22 protein-coding genes are annotated in these 23,511 nt (G+C 65.9%); 11 read left to right on the top strand and 11 right to left on the bottom strand.

All coding sequences use genetic code 11. From position 1 onward, the window contains the following. Nucleotides 1–2: 2 nt before the first annotated feature. From cbbX to fba, 9 genes are all read left to right on the top strand, one after another. Nucleotides 3–947, top strand: a complete 945-nt coding sequence (cbbX, locus tag ACFQPB_RS14310; RefSeq protein WP_382224533.1) for a CbbX protein — start codon at nt 3–5, stop codon at nt 945–947. After that, nucleotides 944–1,666 carry an HAD-IA family hydrolase gene (locus ACFQPB_RS14305; protein WP_382224530.1) on the top strand — a complete coding sequence of 241 codons (723 nt, stop codon included), beginning with the start codon at nt 944–946 and terminating at the stop codon, nt 1,664–1,666. Before cbbX ends, ACFQPB_RS14305 begins: the two co-directional genes overlap by 4 nt. Nucleotides 1,667–1,695: 29 nt before the next feature. After that, entirely contained in the window at nt 1,696–2,790 is a 1,095-nt protein-coding gene (locus tag ACFQPB_RS14300) for a class 1 fructose-bisphosphatase (RefSeq protein ID WP_382224527.1), read from the top strand. Between the two features lie 9 nt (nt 2,791–2,799). Then, nucleotides 2,800–3,681, top strand: coding sequence for a phosphoribulokinase (locus ACFQPB_RS14295; protein WP_382224524.1), 882 nt, complete (start codon nt 2,800–2,802; stop codon nt 3,679–3,681). Nucleotides 3,682–3,800: 119 nt separating this feature from the next. After that, entirely contained in the window at nt 3,801–5,867 is a 2,067-nt protein-coding gene (tkt, locus tag ACFQPB_RS14290) for a transketolase (RefSeq protein ID WP_382224521.1), read from the top strand. Between the two features lie 9 nt (nt 5,868–5,876). After that, nucleotides 5,877–6,566, top strand: a complete 690-nt coding sequence (gph, locus tag ACFQPB_RS14285) for a phosphoglycolate phosphatase (protein ID WP_382224518.1) — start codon at nt 5,877–5,879, stop codon at nt 6,564–6,566. Between the two features lie 21 nt (nt 6,567–6,587). Continuing rightward, nucleotides 6,588–7,592, top strand: a complete 1,005-nt coding sequence (gene gap, locus ACFQPB_RS14280) for a type I glyceraldehyde-3-phosphate dehydrogenase (RefSeq protein ID WP_382224515.1) — start codon at nt 6,588–6,590, stop codon at nt 7,590–7,592. Then, entirely contained in the window at nt 7,589–8,932 is a 1,344-nt protein-coding gene (locus tag ACFQPB_RS14275; protein WP_382224512.1) for a phosphoglycerate kinase, read from the top strand. Before gap ends, ACFQPB_RS14275 begins: the two co-directional genes overlap by 4 nt. A gap of 20 nt (nt 8,933–8,952) precedes the next feature. Further along, nucleotides 8,953–9,990: a class II fructose-bisphosphate aldolase gene (gene fba / locus ACFQPB_RS14270; protein ID WP_382224509.1), complete on the top strand. Its 1,038-nt coding sequence runs from the start codon at nt 8,953–8,955 to the stop codon at nt 9,988–9,990. Between the two features lie 87 nt (nt 9,991–10,077). Here the strand turns inward: fba and ACFQPB_RS14265 are convergent, their stop codons facing one another. After that, entirely contained in the window at nt 10,078–10,572 is a 495-nt protein-coding gene (locus ACFQPB_RS14265; protein ID WP_382200781.1) for a disulfide bond formation protein B, read from the bottom strand. A 256-nt stretch (nt 10,573–10,828) separates the two neighbouring features. On the opposite strand from ACFQPB_RS14265, the gene ACFQPB_RS14260 reads away from it, so the two are divergent. Continuing rightward, the gene (locus tag ACFQPB_RS14260; protein ID WP_382200660.1) at nt 10,829–11,104 is read left to right on the top strand and encodes an oxidative damage protection protein; all 276 of its coding nucleotides are present in this window, start codon (nt 10,829–10,831) and stop codon (nt 11,102–11,104) included. 170 nt (nt 11,105–11,274) lie between these two features. Beyond that, nucleotides 11,275–12,987: an FAD-dependent 5-carboxymethylaminomethyl-2-thiouridine(34) oxidoreductase MnmC1 gene (mnmC1, locus tag ACFQPB_RS14255; protein WP_382224506.1), complete on the top strand. Its 1,713-nt coding sequence runs from the start codon at nt 11,275–11,277 to the stop codon at nt 12,985–12,987. A 457-nt stretch (nt 12,988–13,444) separates the two neighbouring features. Here mnmC1 and ACFQPB_RS14250 read toward each other — a convergent pair whose 3' ends face one another. The 10 genes from ACFQPB_RS14250 to ACFQPB_RS14205 form a co-directional block, all read right to left on the bottom strand. Continuing rightward, nucleotides 13,445–14,623, bottom strand: coding sequence for an ABC transporter substrate-binding protein (locus ACFQPB_RS14250; RefSeq protein ID WP_382201565.1), 1,179 nt, complete (start codon nt 14,621–14,623; stop codon nt 13,445–13,447). A 32-nt stretch (nt 14,624–14,655) separates the two neighbouring features. Next, a complete protein-coding gene (locus ACFQPB_RS14245; protein WP_382224503.1) occupies nt 14,656–16,488 on the bottom strand; it encodes an AMP-dependent synthetase/ligase in 1,833 nt (610 codons plus the stop codon). Further along, complete coding sequence (locus tag ACFQPB_RS14240; protein WP_382201561.1) at nt 16,485–17,261, bottom strand: ABC transporter ATP-binding protein; 777 nt, start codon at nt 17,259–17,261, stop codon at nt 16,485–16,487. The genes ACFQPB_RS14245 and ACFQPB_RS14240 overlap by 4 nt, the downstream gene beginning before the upstream one ends. 23 nt (nt 17,262–17,284) lie before the next feature. Then, complete coding sequence (locus ACFQPB_RS14235; protein ID WP_382224500.1) at nt 17,285–18,067, bottom strand: ABC transporter ATP-binding protein; 783 nt, start codon at nt 18,065–18,067, stop codon at nt 17,285–17,287. After that, complete coding sequence (locus ACFQPB_RS14230; protein ID WP_382201557.1) at nt 18,064–19,140, bottom strand: branched-chain amino acid ABC transporter permease; 1,077 nt, start codon at nt 19,138–19,140, stop codon at nt 18,064–18,066. Before ACFQPB_RS14230 ends, ACFQPB_RS14235 begins: the two co-directional genes overlap by 4 nt. 6 nt (nt 19,141–19,146) lie before the next feature. After that, nucleotides 19,147–20,031 carry a branched-chain amino acid ABC transporter permease gene (locus tag ACFQPB_RS14225; RefSeq protein WP_382201555.1) on the bottom strand — a complete coding sequence of 295 codons (885 nt, stop codon included), beginning with the start codon at nt 20,029–20,031 and terminating at the stop codon, nt 19,147–19,149. After that, the gene (locus ACFQPB_RS14220; protein ID WP_382224497.1) at nt 20,028–20,969 is read right to left on the bottom strand and encodes a winged helix-turn-helix transcriptional regulator; all 942 of its coding nucleotides are present in this window, start codon (nt 20,967–20,969) and stop codon (nt 20,028–20,030) included. The genes ACFQPB_RS14225 and ACFQPB_RS14220 overlap by 4 nt, the downstream gene beginning before the upstream one ends. A 14-nt stretch (nt 20,970–20,983) precedes the next feature. Beyond that, nucleotides 20,984–22,183, bottom strand: coding sequence for an acetyl-CoA C-acyltransferase (locus ACFQPB_RS14215; protein ID WP_382224494.1), 1,200 nt, complete (start codon nt 22,181–22,183; stop codon nt 20,984–20,986). Continuing rightward, on the bottom strand, nt 22,180–23,145 hold the full coding sequence (locus tag ACFQPB_RS14210) for a DUF1295 domain-containing protein (RefSeq protein WP_382224491.1): 966 nt from the start codon (nt 23,143–23,145) through the stop codon (nt 22,180–22,182). Before ACFQPB_RS14210 ends, ACFQPB_RS14215 begins: the two co-directional genes overlap by 4 nt. Further along, the coding region (locus ACFQPB_RS14205; protein WP_417453575.1) for a thiolase C-terminal domain-containing protein at nt 23,145–23,511 on the bottom strand (367 nt) is incomplete at its 5' end. The genes ACFQPB_RS14210 and ACFQPB_RS14205, both read right to left, overlap by 1 nt.

Below are 23,511 nucleotides of genomic sequence, written 5' to 3'. Positions count from 1 at the left end.
CCATGTACGCCATCCCCGGACAGACACCCGCCCCGGCCGCAGCTGCGCCCGCGCCAGAGGCCGCGGCAGTCGCGCCGCGCTCGGTGGCCCAGGTGCTGAGTGACTCCAACGTGCTGGCGGTGCTCGATGAACTTGAGCGCGATCTGGTGGGCCTGGCGCCGGTGAAGGCACGCATACGCGACATCGCCGCCCTGCTCGTCATCGACAAGCTGCGGTTCGGCATGGGCCTGGCCAGCCAGGCGCCCAGCCTGCACATGTGCTTCACCGGCAACCCAGGCACCGGCAAAACCACGGTGGCCCTGCGCATGGCCGAAATCCTGCACCGCCTGGGCTATGTGCGCAAAGGCCATGTGGTCAGCGTCACGCGCGATGACCTGGTGGGCCAGTACATCGGCCACACCGCGCCCAAAACCAAGGAAGTGCTCAAGAAGGCCATGGGTGGCGTGTTGTTCATCGACGAGGCCTACTACCTCTACAAACCCGAGAACGAGCGCGACTACGGGCAAGAAGCCATCGAAATCCTGCTGCAGGTGATGGAGAACCAGCGCGACGACCTGGTGGTCATCCTCGCGGGCTACAAAGACCGCATGGACACCTTTTTCCAGTCCAACCCCGGCATGAGCTCGCGCATCGCCCACCACATCGACTTTCCCGACTACGCGCCGCACGAGCTGACCCAGATCGCCGACCGCATGCTGGCTGCGCAGAACTACCGGCTGACGCCCGACGCCCAACAGGCCTTCGAGCGCTACCTGGCGCTGCGGGTGCAGCAGCCCCACTTTGCCAACGGGCGCAGCGTGCGCAACGCTTTGGACCGCGCCCGCCTGCGCCAGGCCAGCCGCCTGTTTGCCGACAGCCAGCGCGTGCTCAGCGCCGACGACCTCTGCACGCTGGAGGCGTCCGACATCTTGGCCAGCCGCGTGTTCAACCAGGGGGCCGCCGCATGACGCTTCAAGCCCTGATTTTCGATGTGGACGGCACCCTGGCCGACACCGAAGCCGCCCACCTGGCCGCCTTCAACCACGCCTTCGCCGAAGAAGGGCTGGACTGGCGCTGGGACACCGCCCTCTACACCGAGCTGCTGGAGATCTCTGGCGGCAAGGAGCGCATGCTGCATTTTTGGCAACGCACGCGCGGCGACATCGTGGACATCGGCGGTGCCGGGGTGCGCGACACCATCGACCGCCTGCACGCCCTCAAGACCGCCGCCTACGAGGCCATGGTGCAAAACGGTGCGGTGGAACTGCGCCCTGGCGTCTTGCGCCTGATGAGCGAAGCGCTGGCACAAGGCCTGCGCCTGGCCATTGCCACCACCACCTCGCCAGTCAACATCGCCGCTTTGCTGCGCCGAGCGATAGGCCCCGACTGGCGCACCCACTTTGCCGCCATCGGCGACGCGTCCACCGCACCCCTCAAAAAACCGCACCCGCAGGTCTACCAACAGATGCTGACCGCGCTGCAACTGCCGGCCGGCGCCTGCCTGGCGTTTGAGGATTCATCCAACGGCCTGCGCGCGGCCACCGCTGCGGGCATCGCCACCGTGGTCACGCCCAACAGCTTCACAGCCCACCACGATTTTTCGGGTGCGCTTCGTGTGGTGCCCGATCTGCAGCAGGTGCATTTGGCGCAACTGCGCTTGTGGCATCGGGCGCCGGTCGCCCACTGACACGCATTCTTCAAAACCGCGAGGCCACCATGCCACTCAGCCAACGTTTCACCCTCACGCAGTACCTGATCGAACAGCGCCGCCGCTTCCCCGACGCCAGCGGCGACTTCAACGCCCTCATCCTGGACGTGGCCCTGGCCTGCAAGGCCATCGCACGCACCGTGGCCTTTGGCGAACTCGGCGGCGTCACCGGCAACCACGAGGTCGAGGGCGGCGCCAGCATCAACGTGCAAGGCGAAACCCAGAAAAAACTCGATGTGTTGAGCAACCAGGTGTTCATCCAGATGAACGAATGGGGCGGGCACCTGGCCGGCATGGCGTCCGAGGAGATGGACGCGCCCTACCAGATACCCACCAGCTACCCGCGCGGCAAATACCTGTTGGTGTTCGACCCACTGGACGGCAGCAGCAACATCGACGTCAACGTGTCCGTCGGCAGCATCTTCTCCGTCCTGCGCGCACCGGCCGACGCCATCGCCAGCGGACGCGACCTGACCGAAGCCGACTTCCTTCAGCCGGGCGCCACCCAGGTGGCGGCCGGCTACGCGCTCTACGGCCCCACCACCATGTTCATCCTCAGCGTGGGCAATGGCGTGGCCGGCTTCACGCTCGACCCCAACCTGGGTGAATTCCGCCTCACCCACCCCGACATCCGCGTGCCCGAGCAGACACAGGAATTCGCCATCAACGCCTCCAACAGCCGCTTCTGGGAGCCGCCGGTCAAGCGTTATGTGGACGAATGCCTGGCCGGCAAAACCGGCCCGCGAGGCAAGGACTTCAACATGCGCTGGATCGCCAGCATGGTGGCCGAGGCGCACCGCATCCTCATGCGGGGAGGCGTGTTCCTGTACCCGCGCGACACCAAGGACCCGAGCAAGCCCGGTCGCCTGCGTCTGCTCTACGAGGCCAACCCCATCGGCTTCATCATGGAACAGGCCGGTGGCCGCGCCAGCACCGGCCACCAGCCCGTGCTGGGCGTGCGCCCCAGCGAACTGCACCAGCGCATCGGCCTGGTGTTCGGCTCGCGCGAGGAGGTCGAACGCATCGAGCGCTACCACCACGAGCCCGCGCCCCGCGCGTCCGAAACCCCGTTGTTCGCCGAACGCAGCCTGTTCAGAGTCTGAAAGCCCACCATGTCCGAACGCCATCCCATCATCTCCATCACCGGCTCCAGCGGTGCGGGCACGTCCACCGTGACGCGCACCTTTGCCAACATCTTCCGGCGCGAAAACGTCAAGGCCGCGGTCATTGAGGGCGACAGCTTCCACCGCTACGACCGCAAGGAAATGAAAGCCCGCCAGGCCGAAGCAGAGAGCACCGGCAACAAGAACTTCAGCCACTTCGGGCCCGACAACAACCTGTTTGGCGAGTTGGAGAACCTGTTTCGCACCTATGGCGAAAGTGGCCAGGGCCAATCGCGCAAGTACCTGCACAACGACGAAGAAGCAGCGCCCCACCAGCAGCCGGCCGGCACCTTCACCGCCTGGGAGCCGCTGCCCGCCGACACCGACATGCTGTTCTACGAAGGCCTGCACGGCGCGGTGGTCACCCCCGAACACAACATCGCGCGGCATGCCGACCTGCTGATCGGCGTGGTGCCGGTCATCAACCTGGAGTGGATACAGAAGCTCTGGCGCGACAAACACCAGCGCGGCTACAGCACCGAGGCGGTGACCGACACCATCCTGCGCCGCATGCCCGACTACGTGAACTACATCGTGCCGCAGTTCGCGCACACGCACGTCAACTTCCAGCGGGTGCCCATGGTGGACACCTCCAACCCCTTCATCTCGCGCGACATCCCCAGCGCGGATGAGAGCCTGGTGGTGATCCGTTTTGCCCAGCCCAAGGGCATCGACTTCCAGTACCTGCTGAGCATGATCCACGACTCCTGGATGAGCCGGGCCAACACCATCGTGGTGCCCGGCGGCAAGATGGAACTGGCCATGCAGCTCATCTTCACGCCCTTCATCTGGCGGATGATGGAGCGCAAAAAGCGTGCGCTGGCGAATTGACCCACCCCCGCGCCGCGCCTGTGGCGCGTCACCCCCTCAAGGGGGCAACACCTGCGGACCGGCAAAGCCGGCTCCGCGGTGTTCTTGGCACAGACACTTCTTTCGATCAAGGGACTCGCATGCAAACAAGCTCTCCTCAACTGGCCCGCCGCATGGCCAACGCCATCCGCATGCTCGCTGTCGATGCGGTTGAAACCGCCAACTCAGGCCACCCCGGCGCCCCCATGGGGATGGCCGACATCGCCGAGGTGCTCTGGAACCGCCACCTCAAACACAACCCGGCCGACCCACACTGGCCCGACCGCGACCGCTTTGTGCTGAGCAACGGCCACGGCTCCATGCTGATCTACGCCCTGCTGCACCTCACCGGCTACGACCTGCCCATGAGCGAGCTCAAGGCCTTCCGCCAGCTGCACAGCAAAACACCGGGCCACCCCGAAGTGGGCATCACCCCTGGTGTCGAAACCACCACCGGCCCGCTGGGCCAAGGCCTGGCCAACGCCGTGGGCATGGCACTGGCCGAGAAGCAACTGGCCGCCGAATTCAACCGCCCCGGCCACACCGTGGTGGACCACCACACCTACGTCTTCCTGGGCGACGGCTGCCTGATGGAAGGCATCAGCCACGAGGCCTGCTCGCTGGCCGGCACGCTGCGCCTGTCGCGCCTGATCGCCTTCTACGACGACAACGGCATCTCCATCGACGGCCAGGTGGAGGGCTGGTTCACCGACAACACGCCGCAGCGTTTTGCCGCCTACGGTTGGAACGTGATCGCGCCGGTGGACGGGCACGACCCCGTCGCCATCAACGCCGCCATCCAGTCCGCCAAGGCGCAGGCCATCAGCACCGAGGGCCGCCCCACCCTCATCTGCTGCAAAACCGTGATCGGCCAGGGCTCGCCCCACAAGGCGGGCACCCACGACGTGCACGGCGCCGCGCTGGGCCAAGCCGAAGTGGCGGCCACACGCGCTGCCCTGGGTTGGGAGGCGGCGCCTTTTGAAGTGCCCGCCGAAATCGCCCAGGCGTGGAACGCCCGCACGCGCGGCGCCACAACACAGGCCGTGTGGGAAGCCCGTTTGACCGCCTACCGCGCCGCCCACCCGGCGCTCGCCGCCGAGTTCGAGCGCCGCATGGCGGGTGAACTGCCCTGCGCCTACCACCCGGGCGCAGCCGCTGCGTTCGACAGCATCGCCGCGCAAGCCGACGCGGTGGCCACACGCAAGGCCAGCCAGAACGCGCTGAGCGCACTCGCCCCGCTGCTGCCCGAGCTGTTTGGCGGCAGCGCCGACCTCACCGGCTCCAACCTCACCAACTTCAAAGGCTGCGTGCTGGCCGGGCGCGACCAACCCGGCAACCACCTGAGCTACGGCGTGCGCGAGTTCGGCATGGCCGCCATCATGAACGGCGTGGCCCTGCACGGCGGTTTCATCCCCTACGGCGGCACCTTCCTCACCTTCAGCGACTACAGCCGCAACGCCATCCGCATGGCCGCGCTCATGAAGCTGCGTGTGGTCCACGTGTTCACCCACGACAGCATTGGCCTGGGCGAAGACGGCCCGACCCACCAAAGTGTGGAACACGTGCCCAGCTTGCGCCTCATCCCCGGGCTGGACGTGTGGCGCCCAGCCGACGCGCTGGAAACCGCCGTGGCCTGGGCCAGCGCCATCGAGCGCGAAGACGGTCCCAGCGCGCTGTGCCTGTCGCGCCAGAACCTGCCGCAAGTGGTGAGTGATGCACAACGCGCGCCCTGCATCCGGCGCGGTGGCTATGTGTTGTCCGACATGGAAGGCGCGCAGGCGGTGCTGATCGGCACCGGCTCCGAAACCCACCTGGCGCTGGCCGCACAGGCAGAACTGGCCAGCCACGGCATCGCCACACGGGTGGTGTCCATGCCCTGCACCAACGCCTTCGACCGCCAGGACCCCGGCTACCAGAACGCCGTGTTGCCGCCGCACCTGCCCGCCGTGGCCGTGGAGGCCGCCCACCCCGACTTCTGGCGCAAGTACGTGGGCCGCAGCGGCGCGGTGGTGGGCATCGCCTGCTTTGGCGAATCGGCCCCGGCCAAAGCGCTGTACCAGCACTTCGGCATCACGCCAGAAGCCATCGTGGCGGCGGTGCGCCAACGCGTGCCACAAGGCGTGTCACAAGGCGTTTCACAACGCGTGGCCCAAGCCGAGCTTGCCTGAGGACACGCCATGCACACCCCTTTCGATCTCGTGCTGTTCGACCTCGACGGCACCCTGGTGGAAACCGCGCCCGAAATCTGCGATGCGGTCAACGACACGCTGCGCCGCTTCAACCTGCCCGAGGCCACGCTGGCGCAGGTGGCGGCCTGGATAGGCCACGGCACCCGCGAGCTGCTGATACAGGCCCTGGCCCAGGCCAGCGGCACCGATGTGGCCACCGTGCGCGCCAGTGGCACCCTGCCCCTGATCGCCGCCGAATTTGACCGTCACTACGCGGCACGCTGTGGCACCCGCAGCCAGCCCTACCCGCATGTGGTGGATACCCTGCACACCCTGCGCGCCCAGGGCGTGAAGCTGGCCGTGGTGACCAACAAGGAAGGTGTCTACACCCGCCGCGTGCTCGATGCGCACAGCCTGACACCGCTGTTCGACCGTGTGGTGTCTGGCGACAGCCTGCCCAGCAAAAAGCCCGACCCGGCCGGTGCGAAGGGGTGCATGGCCGAGCTGTGCGTGTCAGCTGATCGCACGCTGTTCGTCGGCGATTCCTCCATCGACGCCGCCACCGCCCGCAACGCCGGTGTAAGGGTCTGGCTGCTGCCCTATGGCTACAACATGGGCAAACCCGTCAGCGCCTGCAAGCCCGACCGCGTGATCGCCGACCTGCGTGCCCTGCTGTCCCCCACACCTCTTCCTGTCTGACCTTTCCCTTCCCTCCACACCATGAGCATTCGAATAGGTATCAACGGCTTCGGCCGCATCGGTCGCAACGTGTTGCGCAGCGCCATCCAGAATTTCTCGGACATCGAGATCGTGGCCATCAACGACCTGCTGGAGCCGGACTACCTGGCCTACATGCTGCAGTACGACAGCGTGCACGGCCGCTTCAAGGGCACCGTGGCCGTTGAAGGCAACACCCTGATCGTCAACGGCAAGAAGATCCGCCTGACCCAGGAGCGCGACCCCGCCAACCTCAAGTGGAACGAGGTTGGCGCTGACGTCGTCATCGAGTCCACAGGCCTGTTCCTGGACAAGGTGACCGCCCAGAAGCACCTGGACGCGGGTGCCAAAAAGGTGATCCTGTCGGCCCCGTCCAAGGACGACACCCCCATGTTCGTGTTCGGCGTGAACCACGACACCTACAAAGGCGAAGCCATCGTCTCCAACGCTTCGTGCACCACCAACTGCCTGGCCCCGCTGGCCAAGGTGCTGCACGACAAGTGGGGCATCAAGCGCGGCCTGATGACCACGGTGCATGCCGCCACCGCCACCCAAAAAACCGTGGACGGCCCCAGCAACAAAGACTGGCGCGGCGGCCGTGGCATCCTGGAAAACATCATTCCTTCGAGCACGGGCGCTGCCAAGGCCGTGGGCGTGGTGATTCCTTCGCTCAACAAGAAGCTGACCGGCATGAGCTTCCGCGTGCCCACCTCCGACGTGTCGGTGGTGGATCTGACCGTGGAGCTGGAAAAGGCCGCTACCTACGACGAGATCAAGGCCGAGATGAAGGCGCAGAGCGAAGGCGCCTTGAAGGGCGTGCTGGGCTACACCGAAGACAAGGTGGTGGCCACCGATTTCCGTGGCGACACCCGCACCTCCATCTTCGACGCCGACGCCGGCATCGCGCTGGACGGCACCTTCGTGAAGCTGGTGAGCTGGTACGACAACGAGTGGGGCTACTCCAACAAGTGCCTGGAGATGGTGCGTGTGGTCGGAGACCGGCCATGACACAGGCATTGCGCTTCACCGATGTCGTCAATAGCGGCTTTGCCGAGGGCAAGCGCGTCTTCATCCGCGCCGACCTCAATGTGCCGCTGTTGCCCCCCACGCTGCGCTGCCCCCCCGAGGGGGGCTCAGCCGCCTTGGGGCGGCCCGGCGGCGGCTGGGACGACAGCGGCGCCATCACCGAAGACACCCGCATCCGCGCCAGCGTGCCCTGCATCCGCCTTGCCCTGGACGCCGGGGCCGCCGTCATGGTGACGTCGCACCTGGGCCGCCCGGTGGAGGGTGAGTTCAAGCCTGAGGATTCGCTCGCTCCCGTGGCCACGCGCCTGGCGGAGTTGCTGGGCCAGCCCGTGCGCCTGGTGGCCCACTGGGTGGACGGCGGCTTCGACGTGAAACCCGGCGAGGTGGTGTTGCTGGAAAACTGCCGCCTCAACGTGGGTGAGAAGAAGAACAAGCCCGAGCTCGCCGCCAAGCTGGGCAAGCTCTGCGACATTTTTGTGCACGACGCCTTTGGCACCGCCCACCGCGCCGAGGGCACCACCTACGGCATCGCCGAAACAGCGCCCATTGCCTGCGCCGGCCCACTCTTGGCGGCCGAGATGGACGCGATTGCGACTGCGCTGCAAGGCACGTTCGCCGGGCCGCCCCAAGAACGTGCCGTCCCCCTGGGGGGAAGCGGCGCAGCCGCTCAGGGGGGAGCCATGCCCAAGCGCCCGCTGATCGCCATCGTGGCCGGCTCCAAGGTGTCCACCAAACTCACCATCCTGCAAAGCCTGGCCAAGAACGTGGACGGCCTGATCGTGGGCGGCGGCATCGCCAACACCTTCATGCTGGCCGCCGGCCTGAAGATTGGCAAAAGCCTGGCCGAGCCCGATCTGGTGGGCGAGGCCAAGGCCGTCATCGACGCCATGGCCGCGCGTGGTGCGGCCGTGCCCATTCCCACCGATGTGGTGACGGCCAAGGCCTTTGCGGCCGACGCGCCGGCCACCGTCAAGAAGGCCACCGAGGTGGCCGACGACGACCTGATCCTGGACATTGGCCCCGAGACCGCCGCTCTGCTGGCCCAGCAGCTCAAGGCGGCCGGCACCATTGTGTGGAACGGCCCGGTGGGGGTGTTCGAGTTTGCGGCGTTCGAGAACGGCACCAAGGTCTTGGCACAGGCGATTGCCGATTCCAGCGCTTTCAGCATTGCCGGCGGTGGCGACACGCTGGCGGCCATTGCCAAGTACGGCATCGAGAAGGACGTGGGTTACATCTCCACCGGCGGCGGCGCCTTTCTGGAGGTGCTGGAGGGCAAGACGCTGCCGGCCTTTGAGATATTGGCCAGACGCGCCGGCAACTGAATTTTCACAGGAGACTTTTCATGGCACTCATTTCCCTGCGGCAACTGCTGGACCACGCTGCCGAACACAGCTACGGCGTACCGGCTTTCAACATCAACAACCTGGAGCAAATCCTGTCCATCATGCAGGCGGCCGAGAGGTGCGACGCACCCGTCATCCTGCAAGCCAGCGCGGGCGCCCGCAAGTACGCAGGCGAGCCGTTTCTGCGCAAGATGGTGGAGGCGGCGGTGGAGATGTACCCACACATCCCCATCGTCATGCACCAGGACCACGGCGCTTCGCCGGCCGTGTGCCAGCAGTCCATCCGCAGCGGTTTTTCGAGTGTGATGATGGATGGTTCGCTGCTGGAAGACGCCAAAACACCCGCAAGCTACGACTACAACGTGGCTGTCACGCGCGAAGTGGTGAAGTTTGCCCACGCGGTGGGCGTGTCGGTGGAGGGCGAGCTGGGTTGCCTGGGATCGCTGGAAACCGGCGAGGCGGGTGAAGAAGACGGCGTGGGCGCCGAGGGCAAACTCAGCCACGACCAGATGCTGACCGATCCCGAGCAAGCACGCGACTTTGTGGCACAAACCGGCGTGGATGCGCTCGCCATCGCCATCGGCACCAGCCACGGCGCCTACAAGTTCACCCGCCCGCCCACGGGCGACATCCTCGCCATCGACCGCATCGCCGCCATCCACCAGGCCATTCCTAACACCCATTTGGTGATGCACGGATCGAGCAGCGTGCCGCAGGAGTGGCAGGCCGTGATCCGCGAGTTCGGCGGCAACATCAAGGAAACCTACGGCGTGCCGGTGGAAGAGATCGTGCGCGGCATACAGAACGGTGTGCGCAAGGTCAACATCGACACCGACATCCGCCTGGCCATGACCGGGGCCATGCGCCGCACCATGGCACAAACACCGGGCGAGTTCGACCCGCGCAAGTTCTTCAAGGACGCCACCCTGGCCGCTCGCGACATCTGCGTGGCGCGCTTTGAGGCCTTTGGGTGTGCCGGCCAGGCCAGCCGCATTCAGCCGGTGGCCATGGAAAAAATGGTGGCGATGTACGCGTGAGCCCCCACGCTCCGCCGCTGCGCGGGTCGCTGCCCCCCGAGGGGGCTGACCTGGCTTGGGGCGGCCCGGCGCCAGGTTGCCTGGAGGTCAGCCGCGGGCGCGCCAAGCGCCCGCCAGCACGCCCAGGCACAAAGCCATGATCAGCATGAAGTTGAGGAAAGACCAGTTGGCGATCGTCAGGCCCAGGAAAGTCCAGTCGATGGCCGCGCAGTCGCCGCCGCCTTTGAAGATCATCGGAATGGCGCGCTTGAGCGGGAAGGTTTCGATCATCCCGTAGAAGTCGCGCCCGCAGGTGACGATCTCGGGCGGGTTCCACTGCAAAAAGCTCTGGCGGGCGGCCACAAAGGCACCGAACCCGGCGATGAGCACCACCAGGCCGCTGGCGCCCAACGCGGCCTTGCGGCCGGGTATGAACGCCGCCAAGCCGGCCACCAAAGCCACCAGCACCAGCGCATAACGCTGCACGATGCACATCGGGCAAGGCTCCAACCCCTCCACGTGCTGCAGGTACAGGCCAAAGGCCAACAAGGCAATGGCACCCAGAGCGATGACAGCCAATACGGTTCGGGGGTGCAGGCCCATGCGCTCAAGCAGGCTGGGGTGGTAGGTGGGCAAAGCGGTGGACAAAACTCATTCCTCAGGACAAAACACACATAAAACGGGGCAGGCGCCTGGGCCCACATTGTCGTGCAAGGCGTGGCAGCACTTGAACGCCTGCCCTCCAGAGCCACCGCAGCGCACAAAAGTTCCAGCGGCCGGCGACCGTGCCACCCTCGGCAGCCAAGGGCCGTCCAAAGCTTGCTACAGTCTCGCCACTTCGCATTCCCAAGGATCCCCCATGGCACGCACCGTCAACTGCATCAAGCTCGGCAAAGAAGCCGAAGGCCTCGACTTCCCGCCCTACCCCGGCGAACTCGGCAAACGCATTTATGAAAGCGTCAGCAAAGAGGCATGGCAAGGCTGGCTCAAGCACCAGACCATGCTGCTCAACGAAAACCGCCTGAACCTGGCCGATGCGCGTGCCCGCCAGTACCTGGCACGCCAGATGGAAAAACACTTCTTCGGCGAAGGCGCCGACGCTGCGGCCGGCTACGTGCCGCCTGCCGAACAGTGAAAGTGAACGGGGGCGTGGTCTGCGGGACTGAGGGCGGCAAGCCTGACCTCCCCCGCGTTGACGGCGTCTCCCGTGCTCACACTGGCGCCGAAGGCCTGCAAGAGGCCCGACAGGTTTTCCTCCAGGGTGGCGGTCTGCCGCCCCATTGGCGTGGCCGAGACGCTTTCATCGTGCTTGAAACCCGTTTTGGTCTGGGCCTGAACTTTTTGGCCACCTGGGCCGCCTGGCGCGACGACCCACATCGTCCCCGTTTGCTCCACTACGTGGCAACCGAGGCCCATCCGGCAAGCGCCCAAGACCTCCTCCAGGCGGCCGAAAACTGGCCTGAACTCGCCCCCATGGCGCAAGCCCTTGCCCACCGCTGGTGGGGCCTGCTGCCCGGCACACATCGGATCAGCCTGGACAGTGGCCAGGTGCTGCTGACCCTGGGCATAGCCGACGGCCACGAATGGCTGGCCCATCAGCACTTCTTGGCCGACACGCTGTACCTCAGCAGCATCGATGCCGACCATTCCTCCGGGATGTGGGCGCCAGAACTGATGAGCGCTCTGGCCCGCCGTTGCCGGCCCGGCGCACCGTTCGCCACCTCAACAGGGGCAGAACCGGTGCGTGCGAGCCTGACTGTCCACGGTTTTGTCGTCGAAACTGAGTCAAGGCGGCCAATCGAGCAAGACAGCCTGCACGGTCGCTTTGCACCGCCTTGGTCTGCACACAAGCCGCTGCCCCAACGCCCCCAGTTGACCTCGGCTGTTGTCATTGGCGGCGGCCTGGCAGGTGCCGCGATGGCAGCCAGCTTGGCACGCCGCGGGCACACGGTCACCGTGCTGGACCAAGCGGCACACCCCGCAGCCGGTGCCTCGGGATTGCCTGCAGGTCTGTTTGGGCCCCACCTGTCCACCGACGACGCTTGGCTCTCGCAAATCACCCGCGCCGGCATGCGCTGTACGTGGCAAACCCTGCATGACTACGCCGATCTGGACGGCTCCTGGGGTGCCACGGGCGTACTGGAGCACCGCGTTGGACGTGGCCGCCACTGGCCTCATGCCAACGTTGAAGCCGGCCGCGACTGGACCCGGCCTGCCGACCCCGACACACTGCGCGCAGTCGGCCTACCACCCGACGCGCCTGCCTGGTGGCACGAGCGGGCTGGCTGGATACAACCGGCCGCCCTCGTTCGCGCACTGCTGGCCCAGCCTGGCATCCAATGGCAGGGGCGCTGTCATGTCAGCACCATCACGCGCACGGCCAGCGGCTGGCACGTGTGCGACCCCACGGGCAACACGCTGGCCGAAACCGACTGGCTCATCGTGGCCGCCGGCCCCGCTACCCGCACGCTGCTGGCGGGGCCATTGGCTGCGCTGCGTCCGCAGGGCTTGCCCCTGAACGAGGTGCGTGGTCAGATGACCGGCCAGCTACACGCTGCCCAGACACCGCGCCTGCCCCGCTTCGCCATCAACGGCCACGGCGCGCTGATTCCGCATGTGCCCAGCGCCGAGGGGCCCGCCTGGTACTGCGGGGCCACCTTCGACCGCAGCCGCCAGACCGCACTGCTCGATGCGGCCGACGACGCCGCCAATCTCGCCAAATTGGGCGAGCTGCTCCCGGAACTGGGAGGCGCCTGCGCAAACAGTGCGCGTGCCGAGATGAGCCGCCCCTGGTCGGGCGTGCGCTGCACTGTGGCCGATCGCGTTCCCCTGGTCGGCCCCATCGCACCCCATGCACTGCCCGGCCTGTGGGTGAGCACAGCCATGGGCGCACGCGGCCTGTGCCTGGCACTGCTGTGCGGCGACATTGCAGCGGCGTGGCACGGCCACGAACCCCTTCCGTTGGATGACCGGCTGGCGCGGCACCTCGCCGCTCAGCGTTTCATGCATCAGTTGTGAAGCATCAGGAGGTGCTTACTGACCTCTTGATGCGCAACATCGGAGGCTGGCAGCCAACAGTGACGATGACTACGCGCTCGCTCAAGACGGCACCCGTTCCCAGACGCGCTTGATCCACGTGCAGCTCGCGCGAGTGAATGGTGCCAGGCAGATCTAGGGCCTGTTCACACTATTTTTCCGAGATGCGTTGCGAGTCAAAAAGGCCATGCGCAAGGCGCGAAACGCCGCCGGGGTATGCCCCCGGCAAGGCTTCGCAACGCCGCGCATGGCCTTTTTGGCCGCAACCCGAAGGGAACAGGGTTAAAACAGCGCCACTCGTCGTTGCACTCCTAGGCCAGACGCCCAGTCTGGCCGTCGTCGCGCGCCTAGATTGGCGCTGTTTTCACCTCGTTCGCACTCGGAAAAATAGAGTGAACAGGCCCTAATCGGCACTGCCCCAAAAGGGCAGCACCAGACCTTACTTGACGATACCGCCCACCGGGGCCGCGATCTGCACCCAACGGCCAGCACGGACCTGGTCGATGGAGACCAGCTCGGGTGTCACGTGGTTGTTGGCCCAGCTCTGACGGGTGTAGGTGGTGAAGTCCTGATGAGGCACCGACTGCATGGTCTTGGCGAACGACTCGGCCGTGACATTGCGACCAGCGGCCTCGAGGCCAGCAATGAACCAATCCAGGTAAGAGTACGCATTGGCCGCGTTTTCGTCGGCGTCCTGGTTGAAGCGGGCCTTGTAGTCGGCCTGGAACTTCTTGGCCGCAGCATCGGTGGTGTCGTTGTCGTGCAGCTTCCAGCCACCCAGGCCGTAAAGCCCCTCCACTGCATCCTTGCCCAGACGGGCCACGATGCTGCTGCGCCCTGGCAGGGAGGTGACGACCTTGACATCGTTCCAGCCCAGCTTCTTGACCTCGGCCATCACGCCCACGGTTTCGCGCACCACGGTGCCGGCCAGGATCAGGTCCACGTTGGCAGCCTTCATGCGAGCCACCTGCGAGGAAAAGTCGATATCCCCCACCTTGTAGGCGGCCTCGGCCACGGGTGAAAGGCCCGCGTCCTTGAGGCCTGCCGACACGCCGGCGCGGATCAGGTCACCAAAAGGACCTTCCTGATAAATCACGCCGATGCGCTTGACGCCCCAGTTTTTCACCGCCCACGAAAGCCCCGTGGCGGTGGTGGTGTCGTAGTTCTGCACCGTGGTGAACAGCAGTGGGCTGTTGCCCGCAACCTTTTGAATGATGGCTGATGCCGCCCAAGGGCCAAACACCACCACCCCCGCGTCGGTGGCCATTTTGACGGTGGCCGCGTTGGGGCCAGAACCAAAGCTGTTGACGATGGCAAACACGTTGTCGCTGCGGATGAGCTTTTGCACAGCGCGCACGGCCAACTGGGGCTGGCTGCCGTTGTCTTCCGTCACCAGGCGCAGCTTGCGGCCATGGACGCCTTTGACGTTGGCTTCGTCGATGCGCATTTGCATGGCATTGCGCAGCATGGGAGAACCGGCGGCCGTGGGGCCAGAGAGGTCCAGGTGGGTACCGATCACAATTTCCGTGTCGGAAACGCCGGCGGCATGGGCATTGCCCAAGACCAGCGCGGCGGCCGCTGCGGCGGTGGCGATCAGGTGGCGTCGATTGAGTGTCATGCCTTGTCTCCTTGTGGGTGGCTAAAAAAACGTCAGTCGGTGTACATGCTGTCGATCAGGTGCGCGTACTTGCGTGCGATCACCTTGCGCTTGAGCTTCATTGTGGGTGTGAGCTCTTCGTCCTCGGCGGTCAGCAGTTCGCCGATGATGCGGAAATCCTTGACCTGCTCCACCCGCGCCAGTTGCGGGTTGATGCGATCAATCTCAGCGCGGATGAGCGCCACCACCTCGGGCGCACGGGTCAGGCTGGCGAAGTCGGTGTAGGGCACTTGGTGCTCCTGCGCGTGGCGCGCCACGTGTTCCTGGTCCAGCATGATCAGGCAGGTCAGGTACTTGCGCCCATCGCCGATGACGACCGCATCGGTCACGTAAGGGCTGAACTTGAGCAGGCTCTCGATGTGGCTGGGCGTGATGTTCTTGCCGCCCGACGTGATGAGAATGTCCTTGATGCGATCGCGGATGGCCAGGTAGCCGTTCTCGTCGAGTTCACCACAGTCGCCCGTGAGCAGCCAGCCCTCGGCGTCCAGCGCCTCGGCGGTCTTGTCGGGCAGCTTCCAGTAGCCGCCGAAGACGTTGGGCCCGCGCACCTGAATTTCGTTTTCGGCGCCAATGCGGATCTCCATGCCCGGCCCTTTGACGCCGGCCCAACCCAGCTTGATGCCACCTTTGGGCGTTGCGGCGCAAAAGCCGGTGGTCTCCGTCATGCCGAAGGCCTCGCGCAGCTCGATGCCACAACCCAAAAACCAGCGGATCAGGTCCGGCGGCACGGGCGCAGCGCCAGTAAGCGCACTCTTGCAGTTCTGCAGCCCCAAAAAGGTACGGACATTGCGCAGCGCCATGCCTTGCAGCAGGCGGTCTCCCAATGGGGGTTTGGCCACCGTCTCGCCGCGCAGGTGAGCTTCCACCGCCGCAGCACCACGTTCGCGCGCGCGCTGATAGACCCAACGCGCAGGTGCGATCGCATCGCGCATGAAGAGATCGATCTGCGAGTACATCTTTTCCCAGAAGCGTGGCGGCGCAAACACCACATGCGGCGCCACTTCGCGCAAGTCATTGAAAACGGTTCCCGCGCCCTCTGGAAAATGCACAATCAGCCCCACCGCCAGCGGGTTGAACACCGACGCCATGCGCTCGGCAATGTGGCACAACGGCAGAAAAGACAGCGACTTGTCGCCCGGCACCACATCCAGGTAGACCGGCGCCTGGTTGAGCTGGAACACCACATTGCGGTTGAGGATCATCGCGCCTTTGGGCGCTCCGGTGGTGCCCGAGGTATAGACCAGGAAGGCGAGATCCTCCGAGCGACCGGCATCGATGGCGCCCTCGAAGCGCGCAGCGTCGCGCGCGGCCAGTGCCTCGCCTTGCGCCAGGAAGTCGTCAAAGAAGAAGACCTGTTCATCCTCGAAGCCACGCAGGCCGTCGCGCTCCATCACCACGATGCAGCGCAGCGCCGGGCATTGGGCGCGCACGGCCAACGCCTTTTCAAACTGTTCCTGGTTCTCAACGAAAAGTGCCTCGGCGTCGCTGTCGGCCAGGATGTGCAGCACCTGATCGGACGATGACGTGGGATAGACGCCATTGCCCACCATGCCCATGCACTGCGCGCCCATGTCCACATACAGCCATTCGGGTCGGTTCTCGGCGAGCACGCAGACCACGCTGCCGCGCGACAGACCCAGCTCCTCCAGCCGCAGGCCGATGGCGCGCGCATGGGCGTAGTACTCGGCCCAGGTGGCGCTCTGCCACAAGCCACGGTGCTTGCGGCGCAGCGCAGGTCGGTCGGCCCACTCACGGCAGCGCTCGCGGAACAGACGGGCGGGCGTGTCGTGCCCATGGAATCGGGAATAGTCAACCATCTTTTTCATCGCCATGTCTTCCGGCGCTTCCAGCGCTGAGTCGTGCCGCTCAGCCCCTGCTGTTCGCCACCGCCCAAATAAGAGGACTGCACGTCGGCCTTGCGCGACAACGCCTCGCAGGTGTCTGCGGCGACGATGCGGCCCAGCTCCATGATGTAGCCATCGTCGGCGTGTGCCAGTGCGATGGCTGCGTTCTGTTCCACCACCAGGATCGCGGTCCCGGTCTCGTCGCGGATGCGGCAGATGATGGAGAAGATCTCCTTGGTCAGCAGCGGCGACAGACCGAGCGACGGTTCGTCGAGCATCAGCAGGCGCGGCTGGGCCAGCACCGCGCGGCCAATGGCCAACATCTGCTGCTCGCCGCCCGAGAGCAGGCCAGCGTGCTGCTGCTCGCGTTCCTTGAGGCGCGGGAACCACTGAAACACGCGCTCGAGGTCGCGGATCACACCATCCGTGTCGCGCCGGGTGTAGGCACCCATGGCGAGGTTGTCGCGTACGCTCAGGAAAGGAAACACCTGGCGCCCCTCAGGCACCAGCACCAGGCCGCGCCGGCATACCTCGTCGGCGTCCAGCCCATGCACCGCTTGGCCCAAGAACAGCACCTGACCCTTGAACGGATCGATCACACCGGCCAGGGTGTTGAGCAACGTGGTCTTGCCAGCGCCATTAGCCCCCAGCACCGCCACCATGCGACCGGGTCGGACCTCGATGTTGACGCCTTGCATGGCCGCGATGGGGCCGTACCAAGTTTCGAGGTTCTTGACTTGCAGCAATGCCTGCATGTTCGCGTTTCCTTCTGTCATCCTCACGCCCCCAGGTAGGCGGCGATCACCACCGGATCGGCCTGCACCTGAGCCGGTGTGCCCTGCGACAGCACCGCCCCTTGTGCCATGCAGATGACGCGATCAGCCACGGCGCTGACCAGCGACATGTCGTGTTCAACCATGACCACGGTGATGCCCAGATCAGTGCGGATGTCATCGATCCAAAAGGCCAGGTCGCGCGTCTCCTCGGGGTTCAAGCCCGACGCGGGTTCGTCCAGGAACAACAACTCGGGCTGGGTGCAAAGCGCACGGCCGAGTTCGACCACCTTGCGCACGCCATACGGCAAGCCAGCGATGACGGCGTTGCGCCAGGGCGAGAGCTCGAGGAACTCGATCACTTCCTCGGCGGCTGCGCGGGCCTCTTCCTCCAGGCGCGTGACGGCGGGCGTGCGCAGTACCTGCTGCCACCAGGCCCCGTGGTCAAAGCGGTGACGGCCCAGCAGCAGGTTGTCCATCACGGTGGCGGCCTCAAACAGCTCAATGTTCTGAAAGGTGCGGGCAATGCCGTGGGCCGCGATGCGGTGGCGGGGCACCTGGGTCAGGTCCTGACCCTTGAACACGATCTGACCCGCCGTGGGGTCGAAGACGCGGGTGACGGTGTTGAGCATTGAGGTCTTGCCTGCCCCGTTGGGACCGATCACGGCCAACACCTCGCCGACGTTGACCTCGAGGCTGAGTCCTGCAATGGCCTTGACGCCGCCAAAGGACAGCGACAAATCGCGCACGCTCAACAGCGGCGCGTGGGGGGTGGAAGGGGTGCTCATCGGTAACGCTCCGACTTCATATAACGTTTCTGGCGCTTGAAGGTGTCACGCCGGTAGAGGGGGAAGGACTCGAACAGCGCGCGCAACTTGAGCCAGCGTCCGTTGAGGCCAGCGGGTTCGAATAGCACGAACAGTGCAAGCACCAGACCAAAGATGAAAATCTCCAGGCCGAACTGCTTGGCCACGCTCTCGGGCAGCATGGGCTTGATACGCGAGATGGCGGTGGGGAGCAGGCTGATGAGCACCGCGCCCAGGATGGCCCCGCGCAAGCTGCCCAACCCACCGATCACAACCATGAGCACCAGCTCCAGCGACAGCAGCAGTGTGAAGCCGTCGGGCGTGAGGTACTTGATGTGGTGAGCCAGCAGTGCACCGGCCAGGCCGGTGATGGCGGCTGACAGTGCGAAGGCCGATGCCTTGACCGCGTTGACGTGAATACCCAGCGAATAGGCCGCTGCCTCTGAATCGCGCACACCCACAAACGCGCGGCCGATGGCCGAGCGCAGCAGATTGAGCAGGCCCAGCAGCACCGCTACCAGCACCACCAGGCACAAGTAGTAAAAGGCCTTGGGACCGCCCAGCGACCAGCCTGCGATCCTCGGATCTTCGACCGCCAAACCAGTGAAGCCGCCGGTGACCGAATCCCAGTGACCTATGAGCTGCTCGACGATGATGGCGAAGGCCATGGTGACCATGGCCAGGTACAGCCCCGAAACGCGGATGGCCGGAATGCCCACCAGCAAGCCAGCCAAGCCAGTCACCAGCGCCGCCAGCGGCAGCGACAGCAGCAGCGGCACACCCTTAGACAGCGCGTAGGCATGGGCATAGGCGCCGATGGCCACGAAGGCCGCGTGACCCAACGACACTTGGCCGGTGAAGCCCGTTAGCGCCATCAGGCCCATGCTGGCCACGCACAGGATGAACACATACGTCAGCTCGCCCAGCAGGAAGGGCGTGGCAAACAGCGGTGTCAGCAGCAAGGCCGCCAGCAGCAGGCCATAGAGCACACGCTGGTCAGCGTGGCGCAGAAGCGCGAAGCCGTCGCGGTATCGGGTGTTGTAGTCGAACTTCATGGCGTTTCAAACTCGGCGGCCGTGGGCTTCGCCCAGCAGGCCACGGGGGCGGATGATGAGGACGGCGATCAGCACCAGGTAAGCCACGATGTCCTTGGTTCCCTGAGGCATGTAGACGCCAGCGTACTGCTCGATGAGGCCGATCAGCAGGCCGCCGAGGATGGCACCGGGGATGCTGCCGAACCCGCCGAGCACCAGCGCGGCCAGCGCCTTGAGGGTGACGAACCAGAGGCTGATGTCCACCAGCGTGATGGGTGCGAGCAGCACGCCGGCCACCGCCGCAGTGGCGCCGGCCAGCGCCCACACCAGCGAATTCACCCGTTTGACGCGCACGCCGTTGAGGTAGGCCGCCAGTTGGTTCTGCGAAGCCGCCTGCATGGCCACACCCAGCCGCGTGTGGCGGAAGAACAGGAACAGCACCACCGTCACCGCCAGCGCAAAGCCCAGGATGACCAACTGAAGTTGGGTGACCACCAGCCCGCCCACCTCTGCCGTCTGGTTCGTCCATGGCGTGGCGTAGTTGCGCGACTCGGGGCCAAACACCATGCTGACCAAACCGCGCAGCATGAAGGCCAACGCGATGGTGAGCATGACCCCCGCGAACTGCGGTTGGCCAGCGATACGGCGGATGACAAGCGCGTCCAGTCCGTAGGCCAACAGCGAGGCCATGGCCACGGTGATGAGCATGGCCAGCCAGAAGGGCAGCCCCATCACGGTGATCAGCCCCCAGGCGGTGAAGGCCGAGACGACCAGCAGGTCACCGTGGGCGAAGTTGAGCACCTCGGTGGCCTTGTAGATGAGTACGATGCCCAGCGCGACAAGCGCATAGATAGCGCCCACGGCAATGCCGTTGGCGGTGAGTTGAGCGAAGACCTGCAGACTGCTGTTCATGGCTGGGGGTGGGTTGGCATCTCGAAATCGACCTCCCACGGCAGCAACGGCTGGTGGCAATGACCGCAGGTGGTTCGGGGTATGAAGTCCTGCCCGCAGGCCATGTGCGTGGGTCGGATGGAAGTGGGTTCGTGAAAGTGTTTCGCGCTGGCCCAGGTGGACAGGCACACGATGTAGCCGAAGAGTCCTCGGCTCGACGGGGTGAGGCGGTAGATGCGTCGGCGCGCATCCACTCGATCGGGTTGCTGAATCAGGAGACCTGCCTCCACCATACTGGCCAAGCGGCGCGCCAGCACGCTGGGGCCGATGCGCAGCACGTAGGAGAGTTGGTCAAAGTAGTGGCAACCGAGCACCACCGCAGAGATGATCAACACGCTCCAACGATCGACGCGCAAGCCCAGCGCCATGTCGGCGCCGCTGCCGGCGGTCAGGCGCGGGGTGCGCAGCGGCGCGGCGGTGTCGTGGGGCAGTCGCGGGTTGGGCTCCAGACTGAAGCGGAGGTCGGTCATGGCAACGACCTCACCACAGGCGGTGCACGAGAGCTCGGGGTAGAAGGCACGGCCGCAGGTTTTGTGCACCAGGCGCGTGGGCAGCGGCAAGTCCCGGTCGCCATAGCGGTGCTCCCAATCCCAGATCATGAGCACAGCGTCGTACAGCGCCAGACCCTTGCGCGTGAGGTGGTAGGCATAGCGCTCGGGGCGTTCCTGGTAGAGGCGTGGACGCAGCACGTCCATATGCACCAGTGCCTTGAGGCGGTCGGCCAGGGTGTGGCGCGGAATGTGCAGGCGCGCCTGCCAGTCGTCGAACCGGCGAAGGCCGGTGAAAGCGCCCAGCGCGACTTGCGTCGTCCAGCGGTCACCGAACAGCTTGAGCCCGTGGCTCAGTGTGCTGCTCGAGAGCGCCTCGCGCATCAGCTCGCGGTCGATGGTGTTGGGCATGAGGTGAACCCAGGTCAGACCCGTTCCACAACCATGGCCACCGCAACACCAGCAGCGCCGCAGATGGCAACAACGGCGCGCCGCGCACCCCTGCGCTCCAGCTCGTCCAGCGCCAGGCCCACCAGCGCGCTGCCGGTGGAACCCATGGCGTGACCCAGCGCGATAGCACCGCCATTGACGTTGAGGCGCTCGTGGGGCACACTCAGGTGCTTCATGTAGTGCAGCATCAGCGCAGCGAAGGATTCATTCACCTCGAACAAATCGATGTCGTCCACGGTCAGCCCTGCCCGGGCCAGCGCCTTGCGGGTCGCGTCCACCGCTGCCGTGAGTGCCAAGGTGTGGTCCACCGACGCATCGGCCGTGGCGAGGATGCGCGCACGCGCCTTCAGGCCCAAGCGCTCGGCGGCGGCCGGGCTGGCCACCAGCACCGCCGCCGCGCCGTCGGCCGTGGCCGGTGAGTTGCCAGCGTGCTGCACATGGTCCACGCGCGACAAGCCGTAGTGTTTGCACAGCAGCGCATCGACACCGTACTTTTCGCCCATCGCGGCAAAGGCGGGCGCCATGGCCGCCAGGCCCTCGATCGATGTCTGTGGACGCGGGGTTTCGTCCTGCGCCAACAGCACGCTGCCGTCAGGACCCGTGACCGGCACCACCGAGCGGAAATGCCCCGCATCGCGGGCCGCCCCAGCGCGCTGCTGCGAGGCCACGGCGTAGGCGTCGCATTGCTCGCGGGTGAAGCCCTCCCGCGTCGCAATGGCATCGGCAGCCACGCCAATGGGCACCAGCATGGTCTCACGCTGGAATTCCAGGTCGTGTGTCAACGGCCCCTGGTCGGACGCCATGGGCACGCGCGACATCATCTCGATGCCCCCGGCCACAGCCAGCGCATCGTTGGCCAGCGCTTGGCTCGCCGCCCACTGCACCGCGCTCAAACCGGAAGCGCAGTAGCGGTTGAGCGTGAAGCCCGAGACCGAATCGCTCCAGCCGGCGCACACCAGGGCCAGCTTGCCGATGTTGGCGCCCTGCTCTGCGGTCTGCGTGACGCAACCGAAGGCACCATCGACCACCTCGGTGGTGTCCACGCCGGTGCGGGTTTGCAAAGCCTTGAGTTGTTGGGCCAGCAAGTCCACCGGCTTGATGGCCTTGAGGCTGCCTTTGTCGTTGCCACGGCCGCGCGGGCTGCGCACGGCGTCGATGATAAGTGCGTGGGTCATGGGGTGATCTCGTTCTGTGAGGCGGAGCGTGGCCGCGGCCAGCGCGGGAAGAAGGCCGGTACACGCGCGCAGTACGCGGCGTAACCGGGCTTGGTTTTCTGCATGTGGCGCTCCATCAACGAGGTGGCGGAGCCCCGGTACATGAACCAGGTGATGTAGGCCGCCGAGGCCAGCCCCAACCAGCCCCAGGGCGAGGCCACCGCCACGATGGCGTACCCCCACCACATGGCGGTCTGGCCAAAGTAGTTGGGGTGGCGGGTCAAACCCCACAGCCCGCTGTCCAGCAACTGCGACGAGTTGGTCCGGTTGCGTTTGAAGCGGGTGAGCTGCCAGTCGCCGCCAGCCTCGAACACAAAGCCCAGCAGCCACACCAGCGCGCCCAGCACATGCCAGATACCCAACGGTTGCGGCGATGCGATCGATGCCACCAGCGGCATCACCCACACCCAGAGCACCACGCCCTGCAGCAGAAAGATCTGGAAGTAGCTCCACCACCACCAGCGGGCACCCCCGCGCTCGCGCCAGCGGGCGTAGCGCGGGTCCTCGCCATGCGGCAGGTTGCGCCAGGTGATGTAGAGGCTGTAGCGGCCAAAGCCCAGGGTGCTGATGACCAGCAGCGGCCAGGCCAGGGGGTTGGCCCCCAACCTCAGCCACAACCACCATGGCAGGGCGAGCAACAGGTAGCCGAAGGCAACGTCCATGATGCTGGCGTCGCGCCTGATGAGGCTGAGCACCCACACCACGGTGAGCCCGCCCCACAGCCACACGCCCGCCAGCATCCAGTGAGCGAGCAAGCTGTCGCCCAGTGCGGACTCGCCCAGTACCAGTACCAGCACCGCACCAGCGCCCACGGGCAGCAGCGGGTACCACCAGCCCGGCCCCCACGGCCGTGGCATGGCCCACAACCACACGGCGCTCAGCAGCACCCAGGCGGACCAGATCCACAAACTGGTGGTTGGCATCACGCGCCCCGCTCCACCACAAAGCTGACCACGGTGGCGCAGGAGCCGCCGATGTTCAAGGTCTGCATGCGCCGCGCGCCCTCGATCTGCATCGCCTCGGCCTGCCCCGTCACTTGCCGTGCCGCGTCCCACACCATGCGCGTGCCCGTCGCACCCACCGGGTGCCCGCAGCCGATCAGGCCGCCGCTCATGTTGATGGGGCACTTGCCCCCGGGCTCAATGGTTCCGTCTTCCACCGTCCGCCAGCTTTGCCCCGGCGCCGTCAGCCCCAGGTGGTCGATGGCCACGTACTCGGTGGTGGTGAAACAGTCGTGTGTCTCGATGCCGTCCATGGCTTGCACGCCTTCAACGCCGGCACGTTTCCAC

It is taken from the genome of Hydrogenophaga atypica (assembly GCF_042665215.1).
In the GTDB taxonomy this organism is placed as follows: Bacteria; Pseudomonadota; Gammaproteobacteria; order Burkholderiales; family Burkholderiaceae_C; genus Hydrogenophaga; species Hydrogenophaga defluvii_A.
The sequence above is the reverse complement of the archived record's forward strand: the minus strand, read 5'-3'. Positions and strand labels throughout refer to the sequence as shown.

What these genes read in the sequence shown, in the direction of transcription:
- cbbX (WP_382224533.1), top strand. Translation starts at nt 3, where the DNA reads ATGTACGCCATCCCCGGACAGACACCCGCCCCGGCCGCAGCTGCGCCC.
- ACFQPB_RS14305 (WP_382224530.1), top strand. Translation starts at nt 944, where the DNA reads ATGACGCTTCAAGCCCTGATTTTCGATGTGGACGGCACCCTGGCCGAC.
- ACFQPB_RS14300 (WP_382224527.1), top strand. Translation starts at nt 1,696, where the DNA reads ATGCCACTCAGCCAACGTTTCACCCTCACGCAGTACCTGATCGAACAG.
- ACFQPB_RS14295 (WP_382224524.1), top strand. Translation starts at nt 2,800, where the DNA reads ATGTCCGAACGCCATCCCATCATCTCCATCACCGGCTCCAGCGGTGCG.
- tkt (WP_382224521.1), top strand. Translation starts at nt 3,801, where the DNA reads ATGCAAACAAGCTCTCCTCAACTGGCCCGCCGCATGGCCAACGCCATC.
- gph (WP_382224518.1), top strand. Translation starts at nt 5,877, where the DNA reads ATGCACACCCCTTTCGATCTCGTGCTGTTCGACCTCGACGGCACCCTG.
- gap (WP_382224515.1), top strand. Translation starts at nt 6,588, where the DNA reads ATGAGCATTCGAATAGGTATCAACGGCTTCGGCCGCATCGGTCGCAAC.
- ACFQPB_RS14275 (WP_382224512.1), top strand. Translation starts at nt 7,589, where the DNA reads ATGACACAGGCATTGCGCTTCACCGATGTCGTCAATAGCGGCTTTGCC.
- fba (WP_382224509.1), top strand. Translation starts at nt 8,953, where the DNA reads ATGGCACTCATTTCCCTGCGGCAACTGCTGGACCACGCTGCCGAACAC.
- ACFQPB_RS14265 (WP_382200781.1), bottom strand. Translation starts at nt 10,572, where the DNA reads ATGGGCCTGCACCCCCGAACCGTATTGGCTGTCATCGCTCTGGGTGCC.
- ACFQPB_RS14260 (WP_382200660.1), top strand. Translation starts at nt 10,829, where the DNA reads ATGGCACGCACCGTCAACTGCATCAAGCTCGGCAAAGAAGCCGAAGGC.
- ACFQPB_RS14250 (WP_382201565.1), bottom strand. Translation starts at nt 14,623, where the DNA reads ATGACACTCAATCGACGCCACCTGATCGCCACCGCCGCAGCGGCCGCC.
- ACFQPB_RS14245 (WP_382224503.1), bottom strand. Translation starts at nt 16,488, where the DNA reads ATGAAAAAGATGGTTGACTATTCCCGATTCCATGGGCACGACACGCCC.
- ACFQPB_RS14240 (WP_382201561.1), bottom strand. Translation starts at nt 17,261, where the DNA reads ATGCAGGCATTGCTGCAAGTCAAGAACCTCGAAACTTGGTACGGCCCC.
- ACFQPB_RS14235 (WP_382224500.1), bottom strand. Translation starts at nt 18,067, where the DNA reads ATGAGCACCCCTTCCACCCCCCACGCGCCGCTGTTGAGCGTGCGCGAT.
- ACFQPB_RS14230 (WP_382201557.1), bottom strand. Translation starts at nt 19,140, where the DNA reads ATGAAGTTCGACTACAACACCCGATACCGCGACGGCTTCGCGCTTCTG.
- ACFQPB_RS14225 (WP_382201555.1), bottom strand. Translation starts at nt 20,031, where the DNA reads ATGAACAGCAGTCTGCAGGTCTTCGCTCAACTCACCGCCAACGGCATT.
- ACFQPB_RS14220 (WP_382224497.1), bottom strand. Translation starts at nt 20,969, where the DNA reads ATGCCCAACACCATCGACCGCGAGCTGATGCGCGAGGCGCTCTCGAGC.
- ACFQPB_RS14215 (WP_382224494.1), bottom strand. Translation starts at nt 22,183, where the DNA reads ATGACCCACGCACTTATCATCGACGCCGTGCGCAGCCCGCGCGGCCGT.
- ACFQPB_RS14210 (WP_382224491.1), bottom strand. Translation starts at nt 23,145, where the DNA reads ATGCCAACCACCAGTTTGTGGATCTGGTCCGCCTGGGTGCTGCTGAGC.